This window comes from Cryobacterium sp. MDB2-A-1 (assembly GCF_004402675.1).
Classification (GTDB): domain Bacteria; phylum Actinomycetota; class Actinomycetes; order Actinomycetales; family Microbacteriaceae; genus Cryobacterium; species Cryobacterium glucosi.
Map to the genome: position 1 here is coordinate 56,831 of NZ_SOFK01000028.1, position 19,264 is coordinate 76,094.

Sequence of the window (19,264 nt, forward strand, 5' to 3'; positions counted from 1 at the left end):
GGACGGGGATGCAGAGGTGCCGTCGGGTCCATGTTCGATGCGGAATCGCCAGGAGGCGCACCATGACCGTGAAACAAGAGCGCGCCGTACTCACTCGCGAGAAGATTATCGCGGGGGCTGCGGACGTCTTCTATCGCCAGGGTTTCGGCGGGGCCACGCTCTCGGACATCACGGCCGCCGCCGGAGTGACCAAGGGCGCGCTGTACTTTCATTTCCAGTCCAAGGAGCACGTCGCCCTCGCCGTGATCGAAGCGGAACACGAGATCGCGACAGCTGCCGCGACGGCGATACTCGACACGACAACCGGGCCGCTTGAGTCGATGCTCAGGCTCTGCAGCGATCTGGCCGGACGATTGACCACCGACCCCATCGTCCGTGCCGGCATCCGCCTCACAACCGAAACCTCGACTTTCGATCGGTCGATGGCGCGACCATACGAAGATTGGCTTGCGACCTTCGAGGCACTGACTCTGGCCGCCACGGAGGCCGGCGAACTCCGCGCAGGCACCGACGCCGAGAAGCTGGCGCACTTCATCATTCCCGCTTTCACGGGGGTCCAGATGGTTTCTGATGTCTTCACCGAACGTGCCGACCTCTGTCGACGCGTACGGGAAATGTGGGAGATTCTCTTGCCCGCAATCGTGCCTCCCGAAAATCAGAATTCCATCGAGTGGATGCTGGAAGCGGCATTCCCGATTCGATAAGGTCTCAGTCGTGAACCGACACGACGACTGCACTCCCGAGCACACTCCGGGGAACGCACGAGAGCGATTCCCGGTGCGCACGCCCACACCGTTGTCGGGGCCGGGACGGTGGCGGAGAGAGCCCGAGCGCTGCCTGCATTCCTTTTCGACGCCGGAGGAGTACGTTGCGATCATGCAGCGGACGGGAGTGAATCGTGGTTGCGACCAGAATCGCGGGTATGACCCCGATGCCTGATCTGTTTGCCGTGGCTGCTGATGCACTGAACGCCCTGACCGGGCAGGAGGCGCGTCTGTACGAGCCGCTCCTGGCGGCGTTGCCCGTGGACGGGGCATCCGTCTCGACGTTCGGCGATATTCTTGCCGCTGAAACGATTTCGGCCAGTGACGCCCAGTCGTTTCGTCTCGACGAGTTGCAATTCGATCTTGGCGAGGGCCCCTGTTGGGACGCACTGCAGACCGCGGCTCCGGTCCTCGAGCCTGATATTCGCAAACGGCCGAACCGGACCTGGCCGGCCTTTTCGGAAGCGATCCTTGCAGATGACCTCGGTGCGGTCTTTGCTTTTCCCCTGATCCTGGGGCCTTTGCGCATCGGTGCGATCGATCTGTATACCAACCGCCCTTATCGTCTCAGCTCTCAGAGCGTCCAGCAGATTTCGAGCCTTGCGACCGTGGTCAGTCGTCTGGTCCTCTCTCGAGCCATCAGACTGTCCCACACCGAGATCGAAAACGAGACCGACAGTGCCACTCGCCAGAAATTCTCTCGTCGCGAGATCCATCAAGCCACCGGAATGGTCCTGGCTCAACTGAGAATTCCTGCCGCGGATGCCCTCCTCGTCATGCAGGGCCATGCTTTTGCGGCTGGCCGGTCAATGGCCGAGATTGCGGCAGAAATCATTGACCGCCGATTGAGTTTCGCGGTAATCGAGAGCCAGATCGAAGGGTCCCATGATTGATGGAACGAGAGAGGACCGTTTAATCGACACGTTCGCGACCCTTGCCGACACGCTTGTGGCCGACTACGACGTGGTGGATCTCCTGCAGACCCTGGTCGAGAGTTGCACTGATCTCTTCGATATTGCGGCCGCTGGAATTCTTCTGGCCGACGCCGATGGCGAATTGGAAGTTGTCGCTTCGACGAGCGAGGCCAGCAGACTTGTCGAGGTCATGCAACTGAGCGCTCGGGCGGGCCCCTGCGTGGAATGCTTTGTCACCGGTGCCGTCGTATCCCTGACGGATGTAGAGGAGAGTCCGCCCGCGTGGCAGCGTTTTCGGGACAGCGCACGCGAGCAGGGTTTTGCCGCGGTCTTCGCCATACCGTTGCGGCTGCGGGAGACGACAATCGGTGCCCTCAACCTGCTGTCGAATGTTCCGGGTGCACTTCGCCAGCAGGACGTGCGGGCCTCCCAGGCGCTGGCCGACGTTGCCACGATCGGAATCCTGCAGGAGCGTACGCTCCGGGAAAGCATGTCGGTCCGGGAACAGCTGACAAACGCGTTGACCTCCCGGGTGGTCATTGAGCAGGCCAAGGGCGTACTTGCGCACTCCCGAGGCGTGTCGATGGAGGAAGCGTTCACCCTGCTGAGGACGTATGCCCGGGCAAACCGCCTGCTGCTCTCAAGCGTCGCCCAAGGTCTTGTCGAACAAACACTCGTGATCTGAGCGGGCATCCCGCCGACCGTCTGCACGCTGAACCACGAGGAGAGGGATGTCCATGGACTTCGAGCAGGTCATTTCGGCCGGCGTGCAGGTCGTCGAGGCTGCCGGTGCAATCATCATGGTGCTCGGTGGGGCCCTGGCTTTCGCGGTCGCCCTTCCGCGCGTGCTGCGGAGCTCCACCCGTGCCCAGGCGTACGTGGACCTCCGTCGTGACCTGGGCCGGGCCATCCTCCTCGGCCTCGAGGTCCTGATCGTGGCCGACATCATCCGGACCATCCTCGTCGAACCGACCGTCCAAAGCGTCGTCGTCCTCGCCGTGATCGTCGTGATCCGCGTTGTGTTGAGCTTCTCGCTCGAAGTCGAAATGGACGGGGTATGGCCGTGGTCACGCTGGCGGGTCGATCCCGTCTCCCCGGTCACCCCGCAGCCGCCTGCTCAGTAGCCTGCGCCGTAGCCCCGTGGCGGTCGGGTCACGAACACGCCACGCCACACCAGGTGGCGTGGCTGCTTCAGACCCGGGTCATGCCGTCGCCCAGGATCAGGGCACCGAGCATCAGGGCCACGACAACCGTGACGGTCTGGGACGGATTGATGATGCGCTTCTTGAGCGCCACGAGGGGTTTGATCATCGTCTGCGGGGACGCCAGCGTGAGGATCACAGGGACCGCGACACTGGACACCCCGATGACCGTGTAGACGAGGATGCAGATCACCAATTCGGCAAGCGGGAGCGCGTGCGCGCTGAGGGCGAGCCCCGCTGCAGTGCCGAGAACGAGGGCCTTCGGCCGGATATTGAGCACAAGTCCGACCCCGGCGCAGGACACGGGCCCGAGGGTCGCGATCCGGTTGAGCCAGGCGGGTTCGGCCAGCCGGGGAGGGGACGGATGCAGGAGTTTCCACACGCCGGACCCGATCAGCACGGCGCCGAGAACGATCTCCGTCCAGCCGATGGCCGGCTGGAGGGCAGTCATGTCGGCCGGGGGAAGCCAGGTCAGTGTGGCCGTGAACACGGCCGTGACGACGATGAGCCCGACGATCCAGCCCGCGAGGAAGGCGGGGGCCGACCAGCGCTGTTTCGGAGACAGAAGCAACAGCACCGTCACGAGGAGCGGGGTGGTGCTGAGCGCGACGGCGAGTGCAAGCGGGAGCAGCCGTCCGATTGTGGCGAGCATGGGAGCGCCTCACCCCTCGTGCCCGGGCTCCGGCGCTTGCGTGGCTGTCGGGCGGGGAGATGAGGGTGGCTTCGCTTTCCGCGCATTCTTGCCTGCGACATCGGCCGCCTTCAGGAGACGTCGGGTCTCGACTGTCGGGCCGAATGCCGGCCTGACCCACGCGACGTCGGGATCGGAGTCGACGAGGAACGTTCGGGCGAGCAGGGTGAGGGGGATAGCGAGGATGGCGCCGATGGGCCCGATCACGACGGCCCAGAACAGCACGGAGAAGAAGGTGATGGTCTGGTTGAGAGAGACGGCGCTGCCGACGGCCTTGGGCTGGATGATTGACTGCACGCCGCCGTTGATCACGCCGTAGACGATGATCACGGCGATCACGGTCGGCCAGCCGCCGACAAGATAGCCGAACACGACGGGCGGGGTGATGGCGAAGAAATAGCCGATGTTGGGGATGAAACTGCAGAGGAAAGCCAGGAGCCCCCAGAGCAGGGCGGCGGGCACCTGGAGGATCCACAGCGCGATGGTGTTGAGAAATCCCTGCACCAACCCGAGCACGGTCGTGACGATCATGTAGCGGCGAACGTTCGCGGCGAAGACCTTGAGGGCATCGACGAGGCCCGGCCGGCGCTGGCTCAACTGCCCGAGAATGGTGTGCGCATAGGAAGCGTCCGAGGACATCAGGATCAGCATGGTCAGGACGATGACCAGGAAGCCGACGATGCCGAAGAAGCTGCCGAGGAAACCGCTGAGGTAGGGGACGAACCTGCTGGGCGTGAAGCCTTCCGTCATCGCCTGGATCTGCGCGTCGCCGATGCCGATCGTGTTGAGAAACTCGCCAAGGGAGACGCCGAGATCGTGGATCTCCGCGGCATAGCCAGGCAGCATCGAGACGAATTGGGAGATGGCCACGATGACGACATAGAAGAAGCCGGACAGCAGCGCGAAGACGACGAGGATCACCGAGCCGGTCGCGAGGCCGTGCGGCACCCCGCGCTTCTCCAGGCGTACCCGGACAGGATGAGCGCAGATGGACAGCACAAGAGTGAGCAGGACCGGCGCCAGAATGCCGCGGATGCTGCTCATCCCGATCGCCGTGATCGTGGCGGCTGCGAGGCCGACCAGGAGCAGCGTCCCGCGGGGATACCGGGGCAGGGGTGTGGGGTCGGGTCCGACGATGCTCATACTTGTCCCGCCATCCTCTTCGATGGGTTGTCCATCGAGTGGCTCCGCCAACGATTCATTGGGAAACGTAGTCCCATTTCGTGCGCCCAGCGTCGTTTCCGCGTTTCTCCGCTTCGGCGCCTCGAAGCTAGTCTGAGAGGAACAAACCAGAGCGGGGGAGACGGATGCTGTCAGGCGAGCTGTTGAGTGAGGCCTATGGCCGGGTCGGCGGCGTGGTGCGTTCGGTGTTGCGGCAGGCCGGACCGGCCCTGCTCGAATACCGGGCGGACCCGGAGGCGAATTCGATCGCCTGGCTGGTCTGGCACCTGACACGGGTGCAGGACGGACATGTCTCCGAACTTCTCGGCGAGGACGAGGTCTGGATCAGCGGCGGCTGGGCCGCGAAATTCGACCTGCCCTTCTCCGACTCCGAGACCGGATACGGCCAGACCGCGGAACAGGTCGGCGGCGTCCGGGCCAGTGCCGAGCTGCTCGGCGGTTACTTCGACGCCGTGCACAGCCGGACCCTCGCCTATCTTCCGACGCTGACCCCCGAGGACCTCGACCGGATCGTCGACACCTCGTGGAACCCGCCCGTGACCCTCGGAGCCCGGTTGGTGAGCGTGCTGGCCGACGACCTGCAGCACGCGGGCCAGGCCGCGTTCGTGCGGGGCCTGGCGGTCCGTTCCGGGGACTGACCCCGCCGTGCGCCAGGGCGCTGTTCCTCCCGCCGCCGGCGCAACTCCTGCCGGGACCCGCGCGCGCGTGCCGCTGTGGCTCAAGGTACTCCTGTCGACGGCCCTGCTCTTCGTCATCGTCTGGTTCGTCGTCGTGCCGCAGTTCGCCGGCGTTGAGGCAGCCCTCGCGTCGCTGGAAAGCGTTTCGCTGCCGCTCGTTCTCCTGGCCGCTGCCCTCCAGCTGTCCTCGCTGCTCTCCTTCAGCGCGTTGACCGCCGCGGTGCTCGGACCCGTCCGGCCGGGCTACTTCACCCTCCTCCGGATCGACCTCGCGGACCTCGGGGTGAACCACGTGGTGCCCGGCGGAGGAGCGACGGCAGCCGCGGTGCGCTTCCGGCTCCTCGTCCGCGCCGGAGTGCGATCCGGCGCTGCGCTCACCACGGCGACCATCGAGACCACTGGTTCGAACCTCGTGCTCGGGATCGTGTTCGCCGGCGGGATCCTGTTGTCGATCACGACCCTTGTCGTCACGGGCACGTACATCGTGGCAGGGACGGTGGTGCTGGTCCTGCTGGTCGGCACGGGCGCCGGCGTCTGGTTCCTGACCCGCCGGACTGAGCTCGTCGTGCGTGGATCGCGCCGGGTGGCGGCGCGCGTGCCGCTGGTCTCCGAGGATCGGGTCGAGGTCTTCGTTCGCAGCGTGGCGGCGCAGGTCCTCGAGCTCGTCACAGACCGACGGCGGATGTCCGCCGCGCTCGGCCTCGCCGGCGCGAACTGGCTTCTCGACGCTGCTTCGCTCGGAGTCCTGCTCGCCGCGTTCGGGCATCCGCTTGCCATCGGCCCGCTGCTGGCGGTCTACGGGCTCGGCGGGCTCCTCGCGCTCCTGCCGTTGACCCCGGGAGGCCTCGGTATCGTCGAGGGTGTGCTCGTGCCCGCCCTCGTCGCGGTCGGGACTCCGCACGCGACGGCGCTGCTCGCCGTTGTCGGCTGGCGGGTGCTCGAGTTCTGGCTTCCGATCCCGCTCGGTCTCGCCGCCTACGTTTCGCTGCGCCTCGGCGTGCTCCGGCGGCGTCCCGCCGCTCCCTGAGCGTCACGGGCGCGGTATGCGCATCCAGGAATATTCGTTCTCCGGACGCCCAGGCGTCCCGTAGCGCGGAGAGCGCAGAACGGTTCCGGTGTCCGCGAGGTACTCGAGGTACCGGCGAGCCGTCACCCGGGAGATCCCGAGTGCGTCGGTGACCTCGCTCGAGGAGACCGGGGACTCGTGCTCTTTGAGGAAGTCGACGACGGCCGAGAGGGTGCCTTCCGCGAGTCCTTTCGGCCGGGGAAGCTCGGCGGGCGCGCGCAGGCTCGCGAATGCCAGGTCGACGTCCGACTGGTTGGTGACCCGGGATTGGGTGCCGAGCTGGAGTCGGAAGTCCCGGTACTGGCCGAGCTTCTGCGCGAAGGTCGCGTAGGTGAACGGCTTGATCAGGTATTGGACGATGCCTGCTGCCACCGCGCCACGCACGATCTTCAGGTCGCGCACCGCCGTGATCGCGATGATGTCCGTCATCAGCCCGGCCGAACGCATCCGGCGGCTGACGTCGAGGCCGTGGAGGTCGGGGAGGGTCATGTCCATCAGGACCAGGTCGATCGGGCGGCCCGCGGACTCGGCTTCTGCCAGCGAACGCAGGGCGGAGTGTCCGTCCCGCGCGGTTCCGGCGTGGACGAAGCCTGCCAGGCGACCGAGATAGACCGCGTGGGCTTCAGCCGCGATGGCCTCGTCTTCGACGACGAGCACGCGGATGTCCGCGTCAGGCATCGTGCGGATCCCTCGCTCCGGTGGGGCGCACGGCGGCGACCTCCGCTGAGGGTGCCCGGCAGGGAAGCGTGACCGTGAAGACCGCGCCCCTCCGGAATCCGATCGTCAGGGTACCGCCGAGGCGGTTGACGGTCTGTTGGACCAGTGCGAGGCCGAGCCCACGCCCGAACTCACCGGGTTCCTTGGTGCTGAAGCCGCGGCGAAGCACGTCGTCGAGCGTCTCCGGATCGACGCCATGGCCGCTGTCGGCGACTTCGACGACGACGGAGGCCGCACCGCTGTGCACGGAGAGGTGGACCTCCCGCGGCGCCGCGGCGTCCATGGCCGCGTCGAGGGCGTTGTCGATCAGGTTGCCCACGATCGTGACGAGGTCCCTGGCCTGCAGCCCGGTGTCGGACAGGCTGCCGGTGGCCTCGACGGCGAGGACGACGCCGAGCTCGCTGGCCTGGGCGAACTTACCCATCAGCAGTGCGCTCAGCACGGGCTCGTCGACCGACGCGACCACCTCGTCCGTCAACATCTGGCCGAGTTCGAGGTCCCTGGTCGCGAATTCCAGTGCGTCTCCGGTGCGGCCGAGTTCCATCAGCGAGACGATCGTGTGCAGCCGGTTGGCATGCTCGTGCGTCTGGGCCCGCAAGGCATCGGACAGGGTCTGCATGGACTGCAGCTCGCTGCCCAGGGACTCCAGATCGGTGTGGTCGCGGATCGTGGCGACCCACCCCATCGGCGTCGATTTCCCACGGCCGCTCACCGGTGGCGCGAGTGCGGGCTGCTGGCTGACGACGAGCACCCGGGTGCTGGTGAGGTGGATCTCATCCTGCACGGGGCGGCCACTGCGGAGCAGGTCACCGAGTCCCGCCGGGAGCTCGAGCTCGCCGAGGGTCGGGGCGGCGGCTCCGCCCCTCGGATTCGCCGGTCGGGACGGGATGCCGAGAAGCTCGGCGGCCTGGTCGTTGTAGAGAACGAGGTCGCCCTTCAGATCAACGAGGACGAGGCCTTCCCGCACGGAATGCAGTACGGAGTCGTAGTACACGAACAGCTGGGCGAGCTGTTCCGGTCCCCAGCCCAGGGTGACCCTGCGCAGGTAGCGCCCGATCAGGGACGTGACGATCGCGCCGGCCACGAGGAGGGCGAGTGCCAGGCCCAGGACAGCGGGCAGTCGGGCGGTCAGGGCGATCGACAGGTTGCTGGTCTTCACCCCGGCAGCGACGAGCGCGCGGACGGCGCCCTGCGCATCGACGACGGGCACGACTGCGCGGACGGACGGGCCCAGGGTTCCCGTCGTGACCTCGGTGAACGGCGTTCCCGCCAGGGCCGGCGCGATGGTGCCGATGTACGGCCGCCCGATTTCCGATTCGGTCGGGTGAGTCCACCTGGTGCGGTCCGGCGCCATGATCGTGATGAAGTCGAGCCCCGCCTTCTGCGTGACGCTGAGCGCGTATGGCTGCAGGAGCGCGCTCGGATCCGGGGCCCCGCTGGCCTCCAGGACGAGCGGGTTCTCCGCGATGGCCGTCGCGACCGACAGCATCCGGCTCTCGGTTTCGGCGTAGCCGCGATCGCGAGCGTCGATGAACAGTGCCGTGCCGACCGAGGCGGCGAGCGCGACGATGAAGACGGAATGGGCCAGGAAGAGCCGGCGCGCGATGCTCCAGTCGCGGATCATGGCGTGCCGCCCTTCTCACCTCGATGTGAATGAAACCATATGCCCGTCGCGCGTGAACAATATGACCGCAACCGTGACGCCACGCGCCGCGTCGACCATTCTGAAACGCACAACACCAGACAAAGGAGTCTCTCATGGCAGCACTGCGAGCCACACGTCCGGTCCGGCCGGCGAAACGGATCGACACGTCCCACTACCTGTACATCGCGGTCGTCGTGGCCGTCGTGCTCGGCATCACCGTCGGCCTGCTTTTCGGCGGGAAGGACGGCTTCGCCGTCTCGCTCAAGCCGCTCGGCGACGTGTTCATCGCACTCATCAAGATGATGATCTCGCCGATCATCTTCTGCACGATCGTGATCGGCATCGGCTCGATCGCGAAGGCCGCGACGGTCGGACGGATCGGCGGACTGGCGCTCGGGTACTTCCTCGTCATGTCGACCTTCGCACTCGGAATCGGGCTGCTGGTCGGGAACCTGATCCACCCCGGCGCAGGGCTCGACCTGAAAGCGGCCGCGGCATACGTGCCGCCGGCCGCCGCGGACTCGCAGGGCTTCTTCCTGGGCATCATCCCGACGACGCTCTTCTCGTCGTTGACGAGCGGCAACATCCTGCAGACCCTCTTCGTCGCACTGATCGCCGGGTTCGCCCTGCAGAAGATGGGCAGGGCGGGCAAACCGATACTCGAGGCGATCGCGAACGTGCAGGCCCTCGTCTTCCGGATCCTGATCATGGTGATGTGGCTCGCTCCGATCGGCGCGTTCGGCGCCATCGCGGCGGTCGTGGGCGCGACAGGCTTCCAGGCCGTGGTCAGTCTCTTCACCCTGATGGGCGCCTTCTACCTCACCTGCATCCTCTTCATCGTCGTCATCCTCGGCGGGCTGCTGAAGATTTCCACCGGCGTGAGCATCTTCAAGCTGATGCGCTACCTCGGCCGGGAATACCTGTTGATCTTCTCGACGTCGTCGTCTGAGGCGGCGCTGCCGCGGCTGATCGCCAAGATGGAGCACCTCGGTGTCTCGAAGCCGGTCGTCGGCGTCACCGTGCCGACGGGGTACTCGTTCAACCTCGACGGCACCGCCATCTACCTGACCATGGCCTCCCTCTTCATCGCCACAGCAATGGGCCAGCCCCTCGCCCTCGGCGAGCAGATCGGCCTGCTCGTGTTCATGATCATCGCGTCGAAGGGAGCCGCCGGTGTGTCAGGTGCCGGCCTCGCGACCCTCGCTGCGGGGCTGCAGGCCCACGCCCCGCAGCTGCTCGGCGGTGTCGGCTTCATCGTCGGCATCGACCGGTTCATGTCGGAGGCCCGCGCACTCACGAACTTCACCGGCAATGCCGTGGCCACCGTTCTGATCGGCTCCTGGACCCGGGAGATCGACAGGGCCCAGGTCGACCGGGTCCTCGACCGACTGGAGCCGTTCGACGAGACCACGATGATGGCGCACACCATCGATCCCACCCCCGCGGAGCGGTCCGTCGCGGCAGAACGGGCTGCGCAGTCTGCGGTGCTCGAAGACGCCAGGCACTGACCCAGGCCCCACCTGGTGCGCGGCGCCGGGCCCGCCCCCTTCGAGGGCGGGCTCGCCGTCGCGCATCCGTGTTCTCGCCGGGGAGGGATAGTCTCGGAATCAGCGCCGCCGGAGGCGCCTGACCGGGGGACCGAGAAGAAGATGACGGAGATGCCCGACCTCACGTCGAAGGAAACCGCGAGGCTGAACCCGGAGCCTCCCGAGGCGACGACGCTCGCGGACTTCGCGAGCAGCAGCGCCGGTGAGGTGCTGAGCCGACTCGGGTCAACGGCTGCGGGCCTGACCGGCGTCGAGGCAGCTCGTCGGCTCGCCTCGACCGGACCCAATGCGGTGCGCACGCACAAGGCAGGTCCCCTGTCCGTGCTCGGCAGGCAACTGCGCAGTCCTATCCTCATCCTCCTGATCGTGACCGCCGCCCTGTCGCTTCTCCTCGGGGACGTCACCAACTCCATCGTGATCGGCGTCATCCTCCTGGCGAGCGTCGGACTCGGCTTCAGCAATGAGTACCGGGCCGAGCTCGCCGCCGAGGCGCTGCATTCGCGGGTGACGCACAAGGCCGTCGCCGTCAGGGACGGGTCCCTGGTCGAGATCGATGTCGTCGACATCGTTCCCGGCGACATCCTCCACCTGTCCCTCGGCGCCGTCGTCCCCGCCGACATCCGCCTGCTCTCGTGTGAGGACCTGCTCTGCGACGAGAGCATCCTGACCGGGGAATCACTGCCGGTTGACAAGTCGCCGGAACCCATCCCCGCCGGAGCGGCGCTCGGCGACCTGAACTCCTGCGTGCTGATGGGCACGGTCATCCAGTCCGGAAGCTGCGTCGGCGTGGTCGTCTACACGGGCGCCCACGCCGAATTCGGGCGCATTGCGCTCGGCCTCGGCACCCGGCAGCCGCAGACCGAGTTCGAGCTCGGCCTGCGGCGTTTCTCGCTGCTGCTGCTCCAGGTGGCCATTGGGTTGACGACGCTCATCTTCGTCGCAAACCTGCTTCTCCAGCGCCCCCTGCTCGAGTCCCTGCTGTTCTCGCTCGCGATCGCGGTCGGGATCACGCCCCAGCTCCTGCCCGCCGTCGTGTCTACGAGCCTCGCCACCGGAACCAGGGAGCTCGCGAAGCGCAAGGTGCTGGTCAAGCGCCTGGTCTCGATCGAGGACCTCGGAGACATGGACGTGCTCGTCACGGACAAGACGGGAACCCTGACCGAGGGGAAGATCTCGTTCACGACGGCGCTCCCTGCGGCCCCGCACGTGGACGCGGGTGACGTCCTCCGGTTCGGGCTGCTCGCGACCGAGGTCGACTACTCGACGGGCACGGTGTCGACGGTCGGCCAGAACCCGCTCGATGTGGCCGTCTGGGCCGCACCGGAGGCCCCGGCCTCGCAGGTGTCCGAGTACACCCGGCTCGACGTGATCCCATTCGACCATGAGCGCCGGATGACAAGCGTGCTCGTGCGAGACCCGGCAGGGACGCTCACCCTCGTCACCAAGGGATCGCCCGAGGATGTGCTCCGGGTCTGCCGCGACGTGGCACCGGCCGCCCGGCACCTGCTCGACCAGCAATACGCGAAGGGCAGCCGCGTCGTCGCGGTGGCGACCCGGACCGGCTCCGGGCTCACGGACATCAGCCCGGCCGATGAGAACGACCTCACGCTCGCCGGGTTCCTCATCTTCCTCGACCGCCCGAAACAGAGCGCGCGGGCCTCACTGAAGCGGCTCGAGACCCTGGGCATCTCCGTGAAGATCGCGACGGGGGACAACGCCCGGGTCGCGGAGAAGGTGTGCGGCGACCTCGGCCTCGAGTCGGGAGGCACCCTGACGGGCGGGGAGATCGACGCCCTCACGGATGCCGAACTCGCGGTCCGGGCGGAGGAAGCGAGCATCTTCGCCCGGGTGTCCCCGGAGCAGAAGTCCCGGCTCATCCACGCCCTGCGGGCGAACGGGCGTGCCGTCGGTTTCCTCGGCGACGGCGTCAACGACGCCCTCGCCCTGCACGGAGCCGACATCGGGATCTCGGTGGACAGCGCAACGGATGTCGCCAAGGACGCCGCGGATGTCGTGCTGCTCGACAAAGACCTCGGAGTGCTGGCAGACGGGGTGATGGAAGGTCGACGGATCTTCGCGAACACGATCAAGTACGTGCTGATGGGCACCTCGAGCAATTTCGGCAACATGTTCAGCGCGGCGACGGCATCCGTCGTGCTCAGCTTCCTGCCGATGCTGCCGGGGCAGATCCTGCTGAACAACCTCCTGTACGACGCCGGCCAGCTCGCCATTCCCGGCGACAGGGTCGACAAGGAGCAGCTGCTCGCGCCCTCGCACTGGGACATCGGGTACATCCGGCGCTTCATGTTCCTGTTCGGCCCGATCAGCTCGCTCTTCGACTTCGCGACCTTCGCGCTGATGCTCCTGGTCTTCCAGGCCGCGCCCGGAGAGTTCCGGGCCGGGTGGTTCATCGAATCGCTGGCCACGCAGACGCTCATTATTTTCGCGATCCGCACCAGACGGGTGCCGTTCCTGCGCAGCCGGGCCTCTCGAGGGCTCACCATCTCGGCGTTCTCCGTTGTCGCGATCGGCATGTACCTGCCGTTTTCTCCGCTCGCCGGAGTCCTCGGCTTCGACCCCCTGCCGCTGCCGTTCTTCCTCGCCCTGGCCGGGATGACCGTGCTGTACCTCGTCCTGGTCGAGTTCGCCAAGCAGTGGTTCTTCAGCCGTCCCGCGCAGCAGCCGACGGCCACCCGTCAGCGGGTCTCGAGCCACCACCTTGCCCGGCGCGCGGCACGCTTCAGCGTCGTGGAACCGGGAGCGGTCGTCGCCAGGCGACGGTCGGCCTCGCGGCGCCGACGTGCCAGGGCCGGGCGGAAATAGCCTCACGACGCAGGCGGATCCTGACGGAGGCTGATCAGGGGCCGATCAGGAAACGGATCAGGAGGCGAGGGCGGCGACGATCGAGTCGCCCCACTGTCGTGCCCGGTCGAGCTCCCCGTCGGCGAGCGGTCCGGTCTTGCCGTCGACGATGAACCCCGTCGGCCGGGTCAGGATGTGGGCCCCTGCGGACTTGAGCCTGCGGGTCACCCTTCCTGCGGCATCCCCGTGCAGGGGCGAGTGGACCCGGGTGTCGAAGGCGGCAGCCTGGATGCCGCGCAGGGTGCCGGGGTTCAACTGGTCGAGGAAGGCCTGCATCCGCGGTGACGGACGCCAGCCGTTGATCGGGCAGCCGACGACGAGGAGATCCACTCCGGTCAGGCTGTCCGGGCTGATGGTCGAAACGGACACCGCACTGCCGCCGATCGCATCCGCGATGGCCCCTGCAACGGATTCGGTGGTGCCGTAGTTGGAATCGAAGACAACGAGCGCGCTCACGAGCGGCCTCCAGTCGGAAACGACGGTTCAGATGCTCTCAGTGTGGTCCCGGAGGGTGGGCCTGTCGAGGCTCGTTCGTGCCGGAGAAGCACCCAGAACGGGTGTCAGACGGGTGCGATCAGTCGTCGAGGCCGCGCGCGACGAGGGCCTCACCGATCGCATCCGCTGCGTACAGGGAGCGCACGACGACCGGCACCGCGAGCGCGAGCAGGGAACCCTGGGTGCCGCGGGCCCTGCGTGCCTCGAGTACCTCGGTGACGATCTCGGCGACGAGGGGGATGCAGCGCAGAGTGATCGCAACGAGCAGTCCGACCCTGTCGGCATCGACCCAGCGATCGAAGGGGCGGAGCAGCCGCTGGAACCCCTCGAGGACCGCCGTGACGGTGGTCGTGAGCGTGAAGAGCGCTGCGAGGGCGACGGCCGCGAGCAGCCGCCCGGCCATGAGCGCCGCCGGCACCCAGCCAGACAGGAGCGCCTGGATCGGCACGGCGATCAGGAGGATCCACAGGATCGGACCGATCTGCTGCCAGGCTGCGCGCGGAGGCACGCCGGCCACGGGATACAGGCCGGCGATGATGCCGAGCGCGACCAGGAGCTGCCACGGCTCGCCGAGAATGCCGACCCAGAGCACCCCGGCCGACAGGACGGCGAGCTTGAGCAGGGTCGGCGCCCGGTGGAGGAGTGAATGCCCGGGGGAGTAGAGGCCGATCATGCCAGCAATGCCCGGTACGCATCGATGGCCACGGCCGGTGCGCCGTCCGCGACGACCGTGCCGTCCTCGATGCAGATCACCCTGTCGAAGTCTTCGAGCAGGTCGAGCTGATGGGTGACCACGATCACCTGCTGGGTCATGGCCCGGAAGAGGTCGGCGATGCGCCGGGAATTGCGGGCGTCCAGGAGCGTTGTCGGCTCGTCGGCCACGACGACCTGCGGCTCGCCGACGAGGACGGCGGCGAGGGCGAGCAACTGCTTCTGGCCACCGGAGAGCCGATGCGCCGGATGGGCGGCGTGGGCGCTGAGCCCGAAGCGGTCGAGTGCCGCCTGGGTACGGCCGGCGATCTCGGCGGCGCCCAGTCCGCGTTTGCGGAGGCTGAACGCGACGTCTTCCTCGACGGTGGGCATCACGATCTGGTTGTCAGGATTGGTGAAGATGAAGCCGACCCTGCGCCGTACTTCGCGCGCGTTCTTCGCGACGAGGAGCCCGTCGACCGTGACAGTCCCGGCATCCGGTGTGATGAGCCCGTTGATCAGGCGGACGAGGGTGGATTTGCCCGAGCCGTTCGCGCCGACGATCCCGATGCGGCGTTCGGTGAGGGTGAGGCTCAGGTCGCGGAGCACGCTGCGGTCGCCGAAGGAGTGCGACACTCCGTCGAAGACGATCGTGCTCACGGTGGCCTACTCGTCCGAGGCCCGGGCCGGGGTCGGGGTCGCGGTCGAGGTCGAGGTCGGGGTCGAGGTTGCGGACGACGCGGTGACTGCGCGGCGGCGGGGGATGAGCCCCGGGTATGCGCGGTGCACCTGCCGGGCGACGAGCACCGTGACCACGGCCTTGATCGCGTCTCCGGGCAGGAATTTCGAGGCGTCGACCAGGGCGCCCCAGATCGGGAGGTGCAGGGTGAACGCCGTGACGGGAACGCCGATGGCGTAAATCATGACGATGCCGCCGAGCACGGTCGCGCCGAGGGCGGGCCAGAACGGGTATTTCGGGAGCAGCCGGCTGGTGAGATACCCGATCACGAGTACGCCGAGGAGCCAGCCGTAGAGATAGCCAGCGGACGGCGAGGTCGTGAACCAGGCGAGGCCGCCACGGCCGCCGGCGAGCAGCGGCAGCCCTGCGGCCGTGAGGGCGAGGAAGAGCAGTACGGCGAAGAAGCCCTTGCGGGCCCCGAGGACCGCGCCGGCGAGCATCACGCCGAGGGTCTGCAGGGTGATCGGCACCGCGATCACGCCGAGGGAGAGAGGTCCGGGGACGCCGAGCGCCGCGATCAGCGCGGCGAAGATGGCGATCTGCGCGAGGTCGCGCACGGTCAGGGTTCTGGCGGTCATGGTTTTCAATGTACGAGCAGCGCGGGGGCGGTTTCCAGAGGAGACCTACAAAGAATCCGGCGGATCTCTATCCCCCGGCGCCGGGGACGGCCACAGTGGCGGCGTCGTTGCCCGTCCCGGCGAGCCGGGCTGCCCGATCCTCCATCGCCGTGATCGCATCGGCGGCACGCACGAGGGCGAGGTGGCTGAGCGCCTGCGGTGTATTGCCGGCCTGGCGGCCCGCGCCGACGTCGTACTCCTCGCTCAACAGGCCCACGTCGTTGGCGAATCCGACGAGCCGGTCCATCAGGGCCCGGGCGTCTTCACCCCGTCCGGAGTTCGCGTACTGCTCCACGAGCCAGAAGGAACAGGCGAGAAACGGATGCTCGCCACCGGCCAGTCCGTCGACAGGAACCTCCGTGCGGTAGCGCAGCACCAGGCCGTCCCGCAACAGGTCGGCCTCGATCGCGGCGACCGTGCCGAGCATCCGGGCATCCGTCGGATCATGGAAGCCCACCTGGGGAAGCACGAGCAGGGAGGCGTCGACCTCCGTGCCGCCGAAGTACTGGGTGTATGTGCCGAGTTCGGCGTTGAAGCCCCGCTGCTCGATGTCGCTGCGGATCTCGTCCCTGAGGGCGGTCCAGCGTTCGACGGGGCCGTCGAGGCCGAATTCGGTACAGCCCCGCACCATCCGGTCGAAGGCCGCCCAGACCATCACGCGGGAGTGGGTGAATTCGCGGGCCGGACCGCGCACCTCCCAGATACCCTGGTCCGGCCGGGACCAGGTTCGTTCGAGGGACCCGATCAGGGCGCGCTGCAGCGGCCAGGAGAATTCGCCCTCGGTGAGGCCGCTGTGGCGCGCGGCGTGCAGTGCCACCATGACCTCGCCGATGACGTCGGCCTGGAACTGGTCGACGGCGCCGTTGCCGACCCGCACGGGGCTGGACCCGCGGTACCCGGGCAGGCTCGGGAGCTCGCGTTCCGGCAGGTAGCGTTCGCCGGCGAGGCCGTACATGATCTGCACGTCGTCCGGGTCGCCGGCGATCGCGCGCAACAGCCAGCCGCGCCAGTTCTGGGCCTCCTCGGCGTACCCGTGCGCGAGCAGCACGCTGAGGGCGAGCGCCGCGTCGCGGAGCCAGACGTAGCGGTAGTCCCAGTTGCGGTGGCCGCCGCGGAATTCGGGCAGCGAGGTCGTCGCCGCCGCGACGATGCCGCCGGTTTCCTCGTGGGTGAGCGCCCGCAGCACGAGCATGGAGCGCACGACTTCGTCCCGGTATGGACCGTCGTGGGTGCACGAGCGCGCCCAGTCTGTCCACCAGGCGGTCGTCGCAGCCAGGGCGGCGTCGACGTCGATCCGGGCGGGCGGCGGCCGGTGCGAGGGATGCCAGGCGAGCTGCAGGTCGACGACCTCTCCCGCCGCGACCGTGAATGTGGCCGTGTGCCGGTGATCGGCGGCGGTCAGTTCCGGGCCGCGCACGGCGATGGCGTCTGGCCCCGCGACGGCGAGCAGCACGGTCTCGCCGTCCTGGTGGACCTGGCGCACCCAGGGAATGCTCACTGCATAGCCGAAACGGATGCGCAGTTCCTCGGTCATCTCAACGGCACCGGCCAGGCCGCGCACCCGGCGGAGCACGTCCGGCCGGCCGTCACCGTGCGGCATGAAGTCGAGGACCTCGACACGTCCGGTCGGGGTCGTCCAGACCTGGGCCAGGATGAAGGTGCCGTCGACATAGTTGCGCGTGCTCGTTGCAGCGGGGTCTGCCGGGGCGAGCAGCCAGCGCCCGTGGTCCTCGGTGCCGAGGAGCGCGCCGAACATGGACGCGGAGTCGAAGCGCGGCAGGCAGAGCCAGTCGATGCTTCCGTCACTGCCGACGAGGGCCGCTGAATGGCAATCGCCGATCAGGGCGTAATCCTCGATGTTCAGGGGCATGCAGACATCCTGTCACCGCGCGGGCGTCCTCCGGCCGTGAGCGGATGCCCGGGCCGGGACCCGGAGGAAATCCTCAGGCGACGAGGCGGGCGCGTTCTGCGGGTTCGACAGCGGTGTACCCCGGGAGCGGCACGGCCGAGACGAAACGTTCCGCCTGCGGGGCAGTCGGCTTGCGGGCCGCGGCATCCGGTTCGGCCCAGACGGTGATGGGGGCGGGGGTGAACGACAGTGCCGCCGGTTCACCGACGGACTCGCCGCGCAGTTCCGAGGTGGCGCTGCGGAGCGCGGATGTCAGGGAGGCGGCCACCTGGCGGGCCTTGAGGTCGTGGAAGATCACGTCGGTGTCCGCGGGGCTGCGCGGAACGAGGGTCCAGAGTCCCTGCTCGCCGATCAGCCGCGACAGCTCGCCGTGGAAGAGGTCGAACACCTCGTCGTCGCTGAGCTCGGGGGTGGGCAGCACCGGTACCGGAATAGCAGGCGCGGCACGACGTCGTCGACCAAACATCGGGAGCCCCTTTCGATCGAAAGCTCTTTCTGCTATCAGTGTGGCGGCCCCGGGCATGATTGAACCGCGGACACGCCGGTCAATCGCGAGTCCGGGAGGGAAACCGGGGCTTTCTAGCTGTCGATTTGCCGTTCATCGGCATCTTTGACGATGGTGCCAATGGCGACGGCTGCGCTCAGCGCCCAGCCGATCCACATGAGCAGCAATCGCCAGTCGCGCGGTCCGCGCCGGGTGGCCTGCAGGATGTTCCAACCGCCGGCGACGACGCCGAGCATCGCGCTGCTGAAGATGAATTTTCGCATGGGTCCTCCGAGGACCACGGTACCCGGATCGGGACCGGGTCGTGTGCCGCCCGGTCCCAGGCATCCGGCATGTTTCCGTCGGGTGAACAAACTGACCGACCGTGCAGGAACTGACCGATCGGTCAGGTAAGGTAGTCCAGTGCAGATCGAACCGGAAGACCTCGTCCCCGCAGCGGCCGCGACCGCGACCGCGACCGTCCGCCCCGGCGCGGGAGCCGAACTGCGGGTCATGGCGCTCCAGCAGTTCGCTGCCGTCGGGTTCGCCGGTACCTCCCTGCAGCAGATCGCAGCATCCGCCGGGTACTCGAAATCGAGTGTGCTCTACCATTTCGCCTCGAAGGACGCCCTCCTCGGCGAGGTGCTGACCCCGGCCATCGAACGCCTCGAGGCCATCCTCGGCGGGTTCACGTCGACCTCGGAGAACGCGGCCTCGCGGCACCGGTTCATCGAGGACTTCGTCGACTTCCTGCTCCAGTACCGGCTCGAAGTGCATGTCCTGATCAACCAGGCCCAGTCCCTCAAGGGCATCGCCGTGATCGATCGGGCCAGGGCCCTGATCGTGCGCCTCGGCGACGCCCTCTGCCAGGAGCACGCCACGACCATCGACCGGATGCGCTTCGGTGTCGCGCTCGGCGGCGCCGCGTACTCCCTCGTCGCCGGCCTGACGTTCTTCGACGAGGACATCACGCCGACCGACGATCTCCGGCCCGCCCTCATCACCCTCCTCTCCGAGCTCCTCGCCCCCGTCGCCGTCCGCACCACCCAGCCCAGGAAGTAAT

Annotated in this window: 20 protein-coding genes; 9 read left to right on the plus strand and 11 right to left on the minus strand. The window is 67.8% G+C overall.

The annotated features are described in order from the left end of the window. Positions 1–62: 62 nt before the first annotated feature. From E3O39_RS09425 to E3O39_RS09440, 4 genes are all read left to right on the plus strand, one after another. Positions 63–704 (plus strand): ScbR family autoregulator-binding transcription factor, encoded by a 642-nt coding sequence (locus E3O39_RS09425; protein ID WP_134447320.1) that lies wholly within the window; start codon positions 63–65, stop codon positions 702–704. Positions 705–922: 218 nt separating this feature from the next. After that, positions 923–1,657, plus strand: coding sequence for a GAF and ANTAR domain-containing protein (locus tag E3O39_RS09430; RefSeq protein ID WP_134447322.1), 735 nt, complete (start codon positions 923–925; stop codon positions 1,655–1,657). Then, on the plus strand, positions 1,650–2,363 hold the full coding sequence (locus tag E3O39_RS09435) for a GAF and ANTAR domain-containing protein (RefSeq protein WP_134447324.1): 714 nt from the start codon (positions 1,650–1,652) through the stop codon (positions 2,361–2,363). The genes E3O39_RS09430 and E3O39_RS09435 overlap by 8 nt, the downstream gene beginning before the upstream one ends. Before the next feature lie 52 nt (positions 2,364–2,415). Then, positions 2,416–2,802, plus strand: a complete 387-nt coding sequence (locus E3O39_RS09440) for a DUF1622 domain-containing protein (protein ID WP_134448037.1) — start codon at positions 2,416–2,418, stop codon at positions 2,800–2,802. 67 nt (positions 2,803–2,869) lie between these two features. On the opposite strand, the gene E3O39_RS09445 is transcribed toward E3O39_RS09440, so the two are convergent. Then, positions 2,870–3,532 carry a GAP family protein gene (locus E3O39_RS09445; protein ID WP_134447326.1) on the minus strand — a complete coding sequence of 221 codons (663 nt, stop codon included), beginning with the start codon at positions 3,530–3,532 and terminating at the stop codon, positions 2,870–2,872. A 9-nt stretch (positions 3,533–3,541) separates the two neighbouring features. Then, positions 3,542–4,714, minus strand: coding sequence for an AI-2E family transporter (locus E3O39_RS09450; RefSeq protein ID WP_134447328.1), 1,173 nt, complete (start codon positions 4,712–4,714; stop codon positions 3,542–3,544). Between the two features lie 164 nt (positions 4,715–4,878). On the opposite strand from E3O39_RS09450, the gene E3O39_RS09455 reads away from it, so the two are divergent. Both E3O39_RS09455 and E3O39_RS09460 read left to right on the plus strand, forming a co-directional pair. Continuing rightward, the gene (locus tag E3O39_RS09455) at positions 4,879–5,391 is read left to right on the plus strand and encodes a DinB family protein (RefSeq protein WP_134447330.1); all 513 of its coding nucleotides are present in this window, start codon (positions 4,879–4,881) and stop codon (positions 5,389–5,391) included. 7 nt (positions 5,392–5,398) lie between these two features. Then, positions 5,399–6,457, plus strand: a complete 1,059-nt coding sequence (locus E3O39_RS09460) for a YbhN family protein (protein WP_134447332.1) — start codon at positions 5,399–5,401, stop codon at positions 6,455–6,457. A 3-nt stretch (positions 6,458–6,460) separates the two neighbouring features. Here the strand turns inward: E3O39_RS09460 and E3O39_RS09465 are convergent, their stop codons facing one another. Together E3O39_RS09465 and E3O39_RS09470 are read right to left on the minus strand one after the other, a co-directional pair. Beyond that, the gene (locus tag E3O39_RS09465; RefSeq protein WP_134447334.1) at positions 6,461–7,174 is read right to left on the minus strand and encodes a response regulator; all 714 of its coding nucleotides are present in this window, start codon (positions 7,172–7,174) and stop codon (positions 6,461–6,463) included. Next, positions 7,167–8,837, minus strand: coding sequence for a sensor histidine kinase (locus tag E3O39_RS09470; protein ID WP_134447336.1), 1,671 nt, complete (start codon positions 8,835–8,837; stop codon positions 7,167–7,169). The genes E3O39_RS09465 and E3O39_RS09470 overlap by 8 nt, the downstream gene beginning before the upstream one ends. 134 nt (positions 8,838–8,971) lie before the next feature. Between E3O39_RS09470 and E3O39_RS09475 the strand changes: the two genes are divergently transcribed. Together E3O39_RS09475 and mgtA are read left to right on the plus strand one after the other, a co-directional pair. Then, positions 8,972–10,366: a cation:dicarboxylate symporter family transporter gene (locus E3O39_RS09475; protein ID WP_134447338.1), complete on the plus strand. Its 1,395-nt coding sequence runs from the start codon at positions 8,972–8,974 to the stop codon at positions 10,364–10,366. 150 nt (positions 10,367–10,516) lie between these two features. Continuing rightward, the gene (gene mgtA / locus E3O39_RS09480) at positions 10,517–13,228 is read left to right on the plus strand and encodes a magnesium-translocating P-type ATPase (RefSeq protein WP_134448038.1); all 2,712 of its coding nucleotides are present in this window, start codon (positions 10,517–10,519) and stop codon (positions 13,226–13,228) included. Between the two features lie 57 nt (positions 13,229–13,285). Here mgtA and E3O39_RS09485 read toward each other — a convergent pair whose 3' ends face one another. From E3O39_RS09485 to E3O39_RS09515, 7 genes are all read right to left on the minus strand, one after another. Continuing rightward, positions 13,286–13,723 (minus strand): flavodoxin family protein, encoded by a 438-nt coding sequence (locus tag E3O39_RS09485; RefSeq protein ID WP_134447340.1) that lies wholly within the window; start codon positions 13,721–13,723, stop codon positions 13,286–13,288. A 118-nt stretch (positions 13,724–13,841) separates the two neighbouring features. Beyond that, positions 13,842–14,435 carry an energy-coupling factor transporter transmembrane protein EcfT gene (locus E3O39_RS09490; RefSeq protein ID WP_134447342.1) on the minus strand — a complete coding sequence of 198 codons (594 nt, stop codon included), beginning with the start codon at positions 14,433–14,435 and terminating at the stop codon, positions 13,842–13,844. Then, positions 14,432–15,112: an energy-coupling factor ABC transporter ATP-binding protein gene (locus tag E3O39_RS09495; RefSeq protein WP_134447344.1), complete on the minus strand. Its 681-nt coding sequence runs from the start codon at positions 15,110–15,112 to the stop codon at positions 14,432–14,434. The genes E3O39_RS09490 and E3O39_RS09495 overlap by 4 nt, the downstream gene beginning before the upstream one ends. 6 nt (positions 15,113–15,118) lie before the next feature. Continuing rightward, complete coding sequence (locus E3O39_RS09500; RefSeq protein ID WP_134447346.1) at positions 15,119–15,769, minus strand: biotin transporter BioY; 651 nt, start codon at positions 15,767–15,769, stop codon at positions 15,119–15,121. 67 nt (positions 15,770–15,836) lie between these two features. Next, positions 15,837–17,678: a glycoside hydrolase family 15 protein gene (locus E3O39_RS09505; protein ID WP_134447348.1), complete on the minus strand. Its 1,842-nt coding sequence runs from the start codon at positions 17,676–17,678 to the stop codon at positions 15,837–15,839. Between the two features lie 73 nt (positions 17,679–17,751). Next, complete coding sequence (locus tag E3O39_RS09510; protein WP_134447350.1) at positions 17,752–18,183, minus strand: hypothetical protein; 432 nt, start codon at positions 18,181–18,183, stop codon at positions 17,752–17,754. Between the two features lie 113 nt (positions 18,184–18,296). Then, positions 18,297–18,485, minus strand: a complete 189-nt coding sequence (locus tag E3O39_RS09515) for a hypothetical protein (RefSeq protein WP_134447351.1) — start codon at positions 18,483–18,485, stop codon at positions 18,297–18,299. Between the two features lie 139 nt (positions 18,486–18,624). Between E3O39_RS09515 and E3O39_RS09520 the strand changes: the two genes are divergently transcribed. After that, complete coding sequence (locus tag E3O39_RS09520) at positions 18,625–19,263, plus strand: TetR/AcrR family transcriptional regulator (protein WP_134447353.1); 639 nt, start codon at positions 18,625–18,627, stop codon at positions 19,261–19,263. The last annotated feature ends 1 nt before the right edge of the window (position 19,264 follow it).

Bases quoted from the DNA above. Each gene is read 5' to 3' on its own strand.
- E3O39_RS09425 (WP_134447320.1), top strand. From the start codon at position 63: ATGACCGTGAAACAAGAGCGCGCCGTACTCACTCGCGAGAAGATTATC.
- E3O39_RS09430 (WP_134447322.1), top strand. From the start codon at position 923: ATGACCCCGATGCCTGATCTGTTTGCCGTGGCTGCTGATGCACTGAAC.
- E3O39_RS09435 (WP_134447324.1), top strand. From the start codon at position 1,650: ATGATTGATGGAACGAGAGAGGACCGTTTAATCGACACGTTCGCGACC.
- E3O39_RS09440 (WP_134448037.1), top strand. From the start codon at position 2,416: ATGGACTTCGAGCAGGTCATTTCGGCCGGCGTGCAGGTCGTCGAGGCT.
- E3O39_RS09445 (WP_134447326.1), bottom strand. From the start codon at position 3,532: ATGCTCGCCACAATCGGACGGCTGCTCCCGCTTGCACTCGCCGTCGCG.
- E3O39_RS09450 (WP_134447328.1), bottom strand. From the start codon at position 4,714: ATGAGCATCGTCGGACCCGACCCCACACCCCTGCCCCGGTATCCCCGC.
- E3O39_RS09455 (WP_134447330.1), top strand. From the start codon at position 4,879: ATGCTGTCAGGCGAGCTGTTGAGTGAGGCCTATGGCCGGGTCGGCGGC.
- E3O39_RS09465 (WP_134447334.1), bottom strand. From the start codon at position 7,174: ATGCCTGACGCGGACATCCGCGTGCTCGTCGTCGAAGACGAGGCCATC.
- E3O39_RS09470 (WP_134447336.1), bottom strand. From the start codon at position 8,837: ATGATCCGCGACTGGAGCATCGCGCGCCGGCTCTTCCTGGCCCATTCC.
- E3O39_RS09475 (WP_134447338.1), top strand. From the start codon at position 8,972: ATGGCAGCACTGCGAGCCACACGTCCGGTCCGGCCGGCGAAACGGATC.
- mgtA (WP_134448038.1), top strand. From the start codon at position 10,517: ATGCCCGACCTCACGTCGAAGGAAACCGCGAGGCTGAACCCGGAGCCT.
- E3O39_RS09490 (WP_134447342.1), bottom strand. From the start codon at position 14,435: ATGATCGGCCTCTACTCCCCCGGGCATTCACTCCTCCACCGGGCGCCG.
- E3O39_RS09500 (WP_134447346.1), bottom strand. From the start codon at position 15,769: ATGACCGCCAGAACCCTGACCGTGCGCGACCTCGCGCAGATCGCCATC.
- E3O39_RS09505 (WP_134447348.1), bottom strand. From the start codon at position 17,678: ATGCCCCTGAACATCGAGGATTACGCCCTGATCGGCGATTGCCATTCA.
- E3O39_RS09510 (WP_134447350.1), bottom strand. From the start codon at position 18,183: ATGTTTGGTCGACGACGTCGTGCCGCGCCTGCTATTCCGGTACCGGTG.
- E3O39_RS09515 (WP_134447351.1), bottom strand. From the start codon at position 18,485: ATGCGAAAATTCATCTTCAGCAGCGCGATGCTCGGCGTCGTCGCCGGC.